The sequence below is a fragment of the Faecalibacterium sp. Marseille-Q4137 genome (assembly GCF_017377535.1).
GTDB lineage: Bacteria > Bacillota > Clostridia > Oscillospirales > Ruminococcaceae > Faecalibacterium > Faecalibacterium duncaniae.
Genome location: NZ_JAFREK010000037.1, coordinates 18,264 through 28,139 on the forward strand (window position 1 = coordinate 18,264; position 9,876 = coordinate 28,139).

Sequence of the window (9,876 nt, forward strand, 5' to 3'; positions counted from 1 at the left end):
TCTTTCAGAAAATTTTGTCTGTTTGTAGTATATGGAAAAGTCCTTGCGGGCTTTTGCGCGATAGATCAAACTGTCCCTTCCTGCCAAGGCCTCCCCTGGTAGGGGAGCCTCTGGCGAAACGGGTCAGTGCTTACTTCTTGATTTACCTTTCTTCCATTTTATTCTCAGCCGCACCACGCCGAACGCCGCAAGGGCGGCCAGCACAGTGGCACCGACCGAGATGGCCAGCAGGCCGCCTGCGATCCTCTTCGGCCCCACATCCCGGGAGGCGGGCAGGGTGGCGTTGGCGCTCTTGGCCAGCAGCTCCTCCAGCCCGGTCACAGCGGCAGGCACCCGGACGCTGGCCGTTTCCTGCACGTCCCGCCCATGAATGGTATACACCGCATACACCGCCGGGTCAACCCCCAAGAGGTATCGTTCGGGCAGTTCCAGCGTGACCGACACATCCGCTGCGGTCAGGCCGTCGGCCAGCAGCAGCTTCACGCCCGGGTCAGAAACCGTCACCGTGCCCAGCGTGCTGCCGCCGCCCGCCACTTCCAGCTCCCCGGTCACGCCCTGGGCAGGGATCTCGGTGTAGCCGGTGTAGCGGGCAAAGGCATCGTCCAGCAGGGTGCGGACATCATTGTATTTGTCGGTCTTGATCTGGCTCTGCATGGTCACGCAGATCAGCCGCACGCCGTTCTGCTCCGCCAGGCAGACATAGCTGTACCGGGCAATGTTGGTGTAGCCGATCTTGGAGCCCAGGATGGCCGGGATATAGTACCGGCTGGAGCCCACCCGCATTTTATCCTGCTGGTGAAAGTACCGGGTCACGGGCTGGACATTGGTCGGGCCCATGGTGTACATCTCGTTCCGGGTAAACAGGGTCTCGAACCCGGGCTGGGTCAGCGCCCAGCGCAGGATCTGCGCCATGTCATAGCAGCTGGTGTAGTGGTCCTCATCGCTGATGCCGTGGGGGTTGGCAAAGTGGGTGTGTTCCAGCCCCAGCTCCTTTGCCTGCGCGTTCATGGCGGCCACACCGCCCTCAATGGAGCCGCCGCCGAAGTATTCGGCCAGCAGGTTGGCCCCATCGTTGGCGCTGGCCATCATGGTGGCATACAGGGCATCGGTCAGGGGCACTTCCTCCCCTTCCTGCAGGGCGATGTGGCTGGAATCGGTGCCCGCCAGCGAGTAGACATCCTCGTGGCTGACCGTCAGCTTGACATTGTCCCACTTGCCCTGGGCCTTTTCACAGGCAAGGCCCAGCGTCATCACCTTGGTGATGGATGCCGGGTGCAGTTCCTCGTTCATGTTCTGCTGGGCCAGCACCAGACCGGTGTCGGCATCGATGATGCAGTACGCTTCCGTAGCCGTCAGTGCAGGCCCGGCAGCTGCCGCGCCCGGCGCAAACGCCGCCAGTGCGGTCAAAAGCACCGCACACAGCATGGCGATGTGTTTTTTCATTCCAGTTCCTCTATCTCAAGATATTATGATATAGTATACCACATTTTTATCCCTCTGAAAAGAGAAACCCTCAGTTCCACTCCCGGAGCACCGGCTGCAGCTGCTGACCGTGCAGGGCAGCCTCCAGTGCAGCGGGCAGCAGGGTGAGATCCGCCTTCAGGCTCTGGGGTTTCTGCGCTGCATCGTCCTGTCCGTAGGGCACAAAGTAATAGTGCTTGCGCTGCATCAGCCGGGCGATGTTCTCCCCGGAAGCCCCCAGCCCATCGTTGGTGGAGACAGCCAGCAGCACCGGGCACCCGACCCGCAGCAGGCTTTTTGCCGCCAGCGTGACCGGCGTGTCGGAAAGGCCCGCCGCCAGCCGGGCCAGCGTGGTGCCGGTGCAGGGGGCCACCACCAGTGCCCGGGCCAGCTGCCGCGGCCCCAGCGGCTCCACATCCTGCAGGGTATCCAGCACCCTGTGGCCGGTCAGGGTCTCCAGCCGATTCTTCCACTCATCCGCCCGGCCAAAGCGGGTGTTCAGGCCGGAGGCCGCATAGCTCATCACCGGCAGCAGCTCCCAGCCCTGCCGCACCAGCTGTTCAGCCTGAGCCACCGCCGCGCCCAGCGTGCAGAAGCTCCCGCAGACCGCAAACGCCACTGTCCCGCGCAATTGCCTTTTCATGGTGTTCCCTCCCTTTCCGCCAGGATCTCACAGACCGTCCGGGCCAGAGCCTCGCCCGCCGTTTCGGGAGCGCAGGCCGTTGGCAGGCTCAGGGCATGGATGGCCCGGTGCCCCAGCCGCCGGGCCGCGGCAAAGTCAGTGCCGCCCGGCTTGGATGCCAGATCCACGATCAGGCTCCCGGGCCGCAGGGCTGCCAGCACGGCTTCCGTCAGAACAGGGGCCGGGATGGTGTTCACCACCGTGTCAAAGGCCGGAGCAGTCTGTTCCAGCCGGGCCAGATCCACCGCCCGCAAGCTGAAACTCTCCGCCAGTGCCCGCTGGGCCGGCCGCCGCGCGGCCACCGTCACCTGTGCGCCCAGTGCCGCCAGCCGTACCCCAAGCGCCTGCCCCACCGGCCCAAAACCGGCCAGCAGGATGGCGCTGTTCCAAAGCGTCCGCGTCCGCTCCGCCATCAGGATGCCGATGCAGCCCTCTGCTGTCGGGATGGCGTTGCAGAGGATCAGTTCCTCCCGGGCAAAGTAGTCCACCAGCTCCACGCCCGCCTCCGCCGCGATCTGCCTTGCCTGCGCCGAGAGTTTTCCGCCCAGCGCCAGCGCCCCCGGTTTTGCGGCTCGCAGCAGCTCCGCCAGCGGGGTGCGGCTCTCGTCCAGCGGCAGCGGCAGTAAGATGTAATCGGCCAGCGCCGTCTGCTCCGGCCCGCCCACCGCAAACCCGGCACGGGCCAGCGCCCGGCCTGCCGCCGCCAGCCGCGCGTCCGTTCCGATCACCGCAAATCGTCTTTGTCCGTCCATTCCCGGCCCCTCCTCCCCATGGTCTGCGTCATCCTATGCCCACGGAGCGCCGGGTGTGAAAAAGCCGCCGCTCTCCGTCAGGAAAGCAGCGGCGATCTGTTTTTTTATGATATCGGCTTTTCGGTCAGAGCGGCGGCAGAGATCGCCTCCGGCTCCTCCATGTTTCGCGTCCGCTCCACGGCCTCACGCATCCGCGGCAGCTGGACGGCTTCATCAAAATCCGCATATCCCTTTGCGTAGGCAGGCACCATCTCCAACCGGTATTCTGCACTTGCAACGCTCCATTCCCGGATAGAAAAGTGCTCCGGCGGGAAATTCAGCCAGTTTCCACTCTCTCCAAACTGCGAGACCGCGTCCACCTGAATGCGGAACAGATTCTTCGCATAGTAAGCGGTCGTTGCGATATTTTTCCGGTAGAGCTTCTGCAGATCCTTTTCCCGGCTCGTCGCCTTGCAATACGTCACAAATCGGGTGTCTGCCATCCGCTCTCTGGCTTCCAGCAGGCTCAGGATCGTGCCCTTCTCATCTACCAGATACCCATTGGTCGTCGGGTCCAGCATACACCACTTTTCCTGCGACCGGTCGTAGATCTCCGTGACAACGTGACAATCAAAATCGAAGGGAGAATAGGGCAGGAAGCGCACCCGCCGTGCGTAGATTCCCAGTGCCAGGCAGATCTCCTCCAGAATTTTGGCCTTATTCAGGCAGTTGATGCCCTGTTCCGGTTTATCCAGACTGTAATCCAAAAGCGCCAGGGCGTTGCAGTCCACATGGCCGTCGTACCACGGGCTGTGCGTCAGCTTAGGCGAGAGGTATTTCAGCACCCGAATTGCCCGCTGCAGGTCCGTGCCTTTTCCTGCAATTTTCTCAAAGGGATACTTTTTCAGGAGGTCGGCATACTCCGGGCAGTCCATGCGATATTCCACCGCCGTGCTCTTTCCCGGTTGAAAGCTCCGATTGTTCCGCAGGATTCCACGGTAAACATTGTAAAGGACTTCTGTCTCTTCAAAATTCATTGTTTTTCCCCTCTCTTTTTTGGATAGACGAACGAATGGCCGTAAGTGTTCATTTTTCCCTCTATTTTCAGACCCTATCGTTTTTTATGATACCACGGTTTTCCTGCTCATGCAATGCAAAATGCCCGACCGTGCGGGCGTTCCCACACAGCCGGGCGGCTTCCTTTATATCATTCAGTTCTGTTCAGGGCCGCTTATACTTCAGCGGTGTCTGCACCTGAGCACGGATCTTGAGCAAATAGGTCCGGGTCTGCTCGGTGCCCCGCAGGATGGCCTCCACCTGTTCCCGCTGCTCCGGAGTCAGGGCCTCGTCCTCGGCCAGCAGATCGGCGTTGCCCTCAATGACGGCCAGCGGCGTTTTGAGCTCATGGGAAAGCTGGATGATCTGCTCCCGCTGCTGCTGCTCCATTTTCCATTGGGCCTGCAGGCTGGCCGTCAGCTCCTGCCCCATGGTCTGCAGGGCAGCCAGTGTCTCGGCGTATTCCCGCACCTGCGCCCCGGAAAAATCGATCTCTTCCACGCCCTTTTTCTCAGCCACCTGTCGGGAGACCTCGGTCAGGCGGGCCGTCTCCCGGGCTAGAAACTTTCTGGAGCGGTGGGTGCTCCACACCACCGCTCCCACCAGCAGCAGAATGCCCAGGATGCCGTGCACCGTCTGCACATCTGGCAGCTTTCCCCGCAGCGCAGGGGCGGCGTAGGGCACGGCATAGTCAAATTGCAGCAGGCAGACCGTTCCGTCCTGCAATTTTGATGTCATATAATACTGTGTGTATCCGAAATGCCAGCGGGTTTTCCCCTGCCGGTTCTCCATTGCCCGCTGCAAGTGCCCGGCATCCATGTTGGTGGCCAGCACCTCGCTGCTGTCCGGCGCGGCAAACAGGGCGTAACGGCACAAGGAGTCCAGCTGGGTCTCATCAAAGGTGGCGGCAGTCATGCCCGGCAAAACGTCCTGTGCAGCCTTCTGGCAGGCCTGCGCGGCCTGATTGGCCGGGAGCGCCAGCCCGCTGTTGATGACGCACATCAGCGCCGCAAACCACAACAGCAGCGCCAGCACACAGCAAAAGACAGTCTGCACCAGATATCGCAGCAGTACGCCTCGCAGGGAAATCAGCCCTCGTTTTTCCATTGATATCCCACTCCCCAGATGGTTTTCAGCAGTGCTTCCGGCTCTGCTACCCCCGCCGCCCGCAGCTTTGCCCGGATATTTTTGATGTGCTGTGTCACGGCGGTGTCGTCCGCAGTGCCGTCAATACCAAAAACCGCTTCGTAAATTTGCTCCTTGGTAAAGGTCTGCCCGGCGTGCAGCGCCAGATACTCGCAGATGGCATACTCGGAGCGGGTCAGCGGCAGAGGAGTTTCTCCCACCGCCGCCTCCCGCGCGGACAGGTCAAAACTGACTCCGCCACGCACCAGCCGATGCACCGGGGTGCGGTTCTGCCGCCGCAGATGCGCCGCCACCCGGGCGCGCAGCTCTGCCACCCGGAAGGGCTTGGACAAAAAGTCGTCTGCCCCAATGCCCAGCCCCTCCAGAACAGACGCTTCGTCTGTCCGGGCCGTCAGAAACAGAATGGGGGCATCGGTCAGGCCCCGGATGCGGCGGCAGACGGCAAAGCCATCCTCCCCGGGCATCATCACATCCAGCAGGATGCAGTCCGCCCAATGGCAGAGTTGTTCAGTAAGCTCCGCGCCGGAGAGCCGCGTTTCCACCCGGTGGCCGTCCCGCTCCAAGGCAGTGCGGATCAGCTTGCAGAGTTCTATATTGTCATCCACTGCCAGAATATTTGCCACAAGATCACCTCAAAACGTTATAAAGCAGGCAGGACGCACCATACAGCAGATACACATGGGCCGGGTAGAACCAGTAGAACAGCTGCTTGTGTCCGCTGCCGCGCTGCCCGTTGTACAGCAGCATCAGCAGCACCGCCGCCACCCCGAACCACTCATAGTTGTTGGTGAACATCTGGGTCCAGACAAAGCCCTCCTGCCGGCAAGCCATCCCGAAGGTCAGCACAAAATCACACAGGAAAATCACCAGTGCCCATACCGTCAGCTGCACTTTGCGCCGTCCACGCAATGCATACAGCAGCGCACCGCCCAGCAGAAAGCTCCATCCGCCGTCCGTGATGCTGGTCCACAGGGGCAGCGGGCTGGTGATGACAAACGCCACCACCGTGGAAGCCCACGGCATCTGCTGGATCTGGGGGAAGGCGCTCAGAAACGCCACCATCACAAACGGCCAGCCAGCCACCGCCGCGATGGCCGCCACGCCCCTGACCCATTTCTTTTCCCGGAGCCAGTCGATGCCCTGCCAGACGATGCACAGCAGCATCAGATCCTGAAAAATAGCGTTCAGCGGGTAGAAGCCATCCCCGCGCCGGAAGGCTTTGGCGTAGATCATAAAAAATTCCAGCGCCGCCATGGCCGTTCCGATACCCCAGATGCGGATAAAATACCGCCTGCGGTCATGGGTGTGGGCAAAGCCCTCCACCGTGCAGAACAGAAACAGCGGTGCGCTGAGCCGCCCCAGCATACTGAACACCGTTGGGATGCAGCCGGTGAACTCGAAGAAATAATGAATGTGATCCAGCACCATCAACACCAGCGCAATGGTTTTCAGCTGGGTACCGTCCAGCCCGTTTTTCAATTTTGTCAGCATACAAATTCCCCTTTCGATGATGCTATCATTGTAACAGGGAAATCTGTAGGAATTCTGAGGGAAAGCTTATTTTTCCAAATAATAGCACACCAGATCCGTGGGGCCGCGCTCTGCATGGCGCATGGCCTTGTGTTCGATGCCCTCATAGGTGAAGCCCAGTTTTTTCAGCAGCTCCCCGGAGATGGTGTTATAGGCATAATGCCCACCCGTGAAAAGCACCGTATCCGTTTTCTCGAAGAACGCCTGAATCACAGCCGCCAGCGCTTCCCGGGAATAGCCCTGCCGCCGGACATCCGGGGCCATCTCAATGCCCAGCTCCCAGCCGAGCACGGCACGCTCGGCATCCATCAACGAGATCACGCCGATCACACGCCCATCTGCCTTGCGGACAACGCTGTAACGGATCTGTCCCGCAAATTTCTGCATCAGACGGTCATATTCCTCATCCATTGCATCAAAGGCATGATAACCGCCGCAATCCAGCGTGGTCTGCTCATCCGAGAAAATCGCAAATACGTCCTGCGCGTCCTCCACCCGGAACTGCCGCAGCTGCAGACGCTCTGTCTCGATTTCAAATACTTCCATTTGCACCTCGTTATTTTCAGGTTTTATCGTACTTTTTAATGATACCACTGTTTCCCAACCCATGCAACGTAAAAAGCCCGGCCATGCGGGCACTCCCACACAGCCGGGCTAATTCAATTTCATTTTGCAGAACACTTTTCGGCATCGATGGCCAGCACGAACATCAGCACATGGAGCGCGTCTGCCGGGTCAACGATATCCAGCACATAGGTGTCTGTCCATTGCAGCAGCTCTTTGGAAACCGTTGCGACTGTCTCTCCCACCGGCTTTGTAATGGTGTAATCCCACCCAGGGAAATCTCCCTCCACATGCCAGCCGTTGAAATCGATGTTATACTTGGGCTTGAACCAGCCCAGTTCCTTTTCGAGGCAGCCGATATAATTTTCACCCTCATAGAGTTCAAACTTGGGCAGCCAAGTCAGCACCTCCTGCTTGACAGTACCAAGCTCGTTCTCTTCCGTGTCGAAGATTTTCAGGCAGTGCCCCCACGAGAGCTGCCCCTTTACCACATAGACCGTGTTCTCGTTTTCATCATAGATATCGTAGCTGTCGAACCACGAAAACATCCGTTGTTTGAATAAAAGCTTCATCCTGCCCCTCCTCTTTTGCGATTTCACCGCAGACGGAATACATACTTATCCCATATACGATTCAGGGACGGGTTTTAAGGCGCCCTCCCGACAGAAAATTCGATTTTCTCCTAACAGAAGGACTTATCTCAGATTCTAGTTCGTCGAAATCACACAGCCCGCCACGTGAAATGCTCGTGCAGCAGGGTCGCTTTTTGTTCTTTGGTCATTCGCAGAGTTTCTTGTACGCTTTCTGCACGATTTGTGCCATCCGCAGTCTGCGCTCTTTCAAAAACTCTATATATTCCATCTTTTCAAAATCCGGTGGAAGGGCATGATCCTCGCAGGTTTTGTGGTATTCTGTTTCCCCCATCCGGTTCCGATAACGTTCCACATACTCCACCGGCGGGTCATCAGAGATATCAATGTTGGTCACATAATCCAAATAAGTAAAATTTGCAATCTGATTGCGTTCTCGGTCGGTCATATAGCCAATCTGTGTCAGGTAATTTTTAGGGAAAATGTGATGCTTGTCGACCGCATTCTTGGTTCCGCTTGCTCCAAGAATGAAATACTTTGACACCGGCGTCGCACTGAACAGCATCGGTGTATTTAATACGACCTGCGCTGCAATATAGCCGTTCCAGGCCGGAGAGATTGCCGCAGCGCTGTTCAGTTCGTTCGGCAGCGTCAGTCGGAAGTAATCTTCCGTAAACCGCGTTGTAATCGTCCGCTCAATGTACGCGATAAACTGCTCCGCATCATGAACATTTCTCAGGTCAGCAAACTGCTTTTCTACTTCGCTTTCGGTCGATCCGGTGTAAAAGTAGGTAATAGCACCCATAAAAAACCATTTGGCAATCGTCTTTTTGAGCCTGACCGCATCCAGTTTATAGTCATATTTTGCAATCAGGTAAAGTACATAGCTAAAAACCACCGCATTGGATGATGCAATCTGTGTTTTGCTGATGTATCCTGCCTCTCCAATGCAGTTCAAAAATGCATGCCAGTTGTTCAGATCCATCACCTTGAGCAGGGCTTCTTTGAACTTCGCAAGATTCTCCTGTCGCTCCTCGGCAGAATACTTTCCGGTTTCCAGATTTTTCCCTCGTAGCAGCATATATGCATAGCGCAGTCTTGCCCTGCGGAAACCAACACCGACAGCCATTCGGATCAGATGGGATGGCTCGATTGCAATGATGTTATTATAGGACGTTCCACTTGCCGGGATGCGGGATTGCTCGCAGAACAGGTTCATCTGGTCACTGGTCTCATTTTCATAAACCGAGATCAGGGTCTGGATAAAATTATTCTCTGTCAGGCTTTGTCCACCAGAGTTGACCCGCACAAAAATATCTGCTACATCTTCCTCTCTGGCATTGTAGCTGATTTCCAATGTCGGAAGTGAATACTCTGAAAGGTTAAGCAAATCATTTATATTATTTTCGATCAGATCTTCTTCCGCATCTGTCAGCGCTTTCTCTTCACGCTTGTTCCTTGCTTCGTTTACTGCCCGGATATACTTACGTCGAAAAGCACTAATCGTATTATTTTCTTTTGCCAAAAAGACATCCGACACCTTGGGAATCCATTCCGGCGTCCGCTCAAACGCAGACGTCCACACCGCAAATTCTCGCGTCAACGGATTGAAAGAGATTTTAATTTCACGCTCCACAAAGTTTTTATCTTTTACTTTCACGCCATACATCGACGCTACAAGCGCCGTCAGGCGTTGCTGCCCATCAATAACCAGTTCTTTTGGCTCTGTATAGATTTTACCGTTAATGCCTATGCCGCTTTTCTTCTCATCATAATCCGCTGGTGACTCCCACAGCATAATGTATCCGATTGGATAGCCTTTCAGCATCGAATCGTAGAGCTCACGTATCTTATTATCTTTCCAGACAAACGGCCTTTGCAAATCAGGCAGTCCGATTTTTCCGATTCGGACATCTCGTACCAGATCGCCGACTTTGCTTGGAATATTTTTAAACAGTTCCGTTGCCATTTTTTCTGCCTCCTTTTCTTTATTATAATAAACCGATGTACAAAACACAACAACAAAAACCGCCCTGAGAAATCCCTCAGAGCGGTTTTACATTAAGTCGGCGACTACCTATTTTCACGCGCCGTTTCCAGCGAACTATCTTGGGCA

General features: G+C 56.8%; 10 protein-coding genes. All 10 read right to left on the minus strand.

The genetic code is table 11. The features are described 5' to 3' along the window. Positions 1-123 precede the first annotated feature (123 nt). Positions 124-1,443: a D-alanyl-D-alanine carboxypeptidase family protein gene (locus J3353_RS12810; RefSeq protein WP_156071422.1), complete on the minus strand. Its 1,320-nt coding sequence runs from the start codon at positions 1,441-1,443 to the stop codon at positions 124-126. Positions 1,444-1,513: 70 nt separating this feature from the next. After that, positions 1,514-2,104, minus strand: a complete 591-nt coding sequence (locus J3353_RS12815) for a dipicolinate synthase subunit B (protein WP_156071425.1) — start codon at positions 2,102-2,104, stop codon at positions 1,514-1,516. Beyond that, positions 2,101-2,895: an NAD(P)-dependent oxidoreductase gene (locus J3353_RS12820; protein WP_207684997.1), complete on the minus strand. Its 795-nt coding sequence runs from the start codon at positions 2,893-2,895 to the stop codon at positions 2,101-2,103. Before J3353_RS12820 ends, J3353_RS12815 begins: the two co-directional genes overlap by 4 nt. A 104-nt stretch (positions 2,896-2,999) precedes the next feature. Further along, entirely contained in the window at positions 3,000-3,911 is a 912-nt protein-coding gene (locus J3353_RS12825; RefSeq protein WP_207684998.1) for a hypothetical protein, read from the minus strand. Between the two features lie 184 nt (positions 3,912-4,095). Beyond that, positions 4,096-5,037, minus strand: a complete 942-nt coding sequence (locus J3353_RS12830; protein WP_156060109.1) for a histidine kinase dimerization/phospho-acceptor domain-containing protein — start codon at positions 5,035-5,037, stop codon at positions 4,096-4,098. Continuing rightward, positions 5,019-5,699: a response regulator transcription factor gene (locus J3353_RS12835; protein ID WP_156060108.1), complete on the minus strand. Its 681-nt coding sequence runs from the start codon at positions 5,697-5,699 to the stop codon at positions 5,019-5,021. The genes J3353_RS12830 and J3353_RS12835 overlap by 19 nt, the downstream gene beginning before the upstream one ends. 4 nt (positions 5,700-5,703) lie before the next feature. After that, a complete protein-coding gene (locus J3353_RS12840) occupies positions 5,704-6,567 on the minus strand; it encodes a TraX family protein (RefSeq protein WP_242700960.1) in 864 nt (287 codons plus the stop codon). Between the two features lie 66 nt (positions 6,568-6,633). Next, positions 6,634-7,152: a GNAT family N-acetyltransferase gene (locus tag J3353_RS12845; protein ID WP_197036965.1), complete on the minus strand. Its 519-nt coding sequence runs from the start codon at positions 7,150-7,152 to the stop codon at positions 6,634-6,636. Positions 7,153-7,271: 119 nt separating this feature from the next. Further along, complete coding sequence (locus J3353_RS12850) at positions 7,272-7,742, minus strand: LURP-one-related/scramblase family protein (RefSeq protein ID WP_005935115.1); 471 nt, start codon at positions 7,740-7,742, stop codon at positions 7,272-7,274. A 205-nt stretch (positions 7,743-7,947) separates the two neighbouring features. Beyond that, the gene (locus J3353_RS12855; protein ID WP_156069742.1) at positions 7,948-9,729 is read right to left on the minus strand and encodes a DUF262 domain-containing protein; all 1,782 of its coding nucleotides are present in this window, start codon (positions 9,727-9,729) and stop codon (positions 7,948-7,950) included. Between the last annotated feature and the right edge of the window lie 147 nt (positions 9,730-9,876).

Excerpts from the sequence above, each read along its gene's own strand:
- J3353_RS12810 (WP_156071422.1), bottom strand. The coding sequence starts at position 1,443 with ATGAAAAAACACATCGCCATGCTGTGTGCGGTGCTTTTGACCGCACTG.
- J3353_RS12815 (WP_156071425.1), bottom strand. The coding sequence starts at position 2,104 with ATGAAAAGGCAATTGCGCGGGACAGTGGCGTTTGCGGTCTGCGGGAGC.
- J3353_RS12820 (WP_207684997.1), bottom strand. The coding sequence starts at position 2,895 with ATGGACGGACAAAGACGATTTGCGGTGATCGGAACGGACGCGCGGCTG.
- J3353_RS12825 (WP_207684998.1), bottom strand. The coding sequence starts at position 3,911 with ATGAATTTTGAAGAGACAGAAGTCCTTTACAATGTTTACCGTGGAATC.
- J3353_RS12830 (WP_156060109.1), bottom strand. The coding sequence starts at position 5,037 with ATGGAAAAACGAGGGCTGATTTCCCTGCGAGGCGTACTGCTGCGATAT.
- J3353_RS12840 (WP_242700960.1), bottom strand. The coding sequence starts at position 6,567 with ATGCTGACAAAATTGAAAAACGGGCTGGACGGTACCCAGCTGAAAACC.
- J3353_RS12845 (WP_197036965.1), bottom strand. The coding sequence starts at position 7,152 with ATGGAAGTATTTGAAATCGAGACAGAGCGTCTGCAGCTGCGGCAGTTC.
- J3353_RS12850 (WP_005935115.1), bottom strand. The coding sequence starts at position 7,742 with ATGAAGCTTTTATTCAAACAACGGATGTTTTCGTGGTTCGACAGCTAC.
- J3353_RS12855 (WP_156069742.1), bottom strand. The coding sequence starts at position 9,729 with ATGGCAACGGAACTGTTTAAAAATATTCCAAGCAAAGTCGGCGATCTG.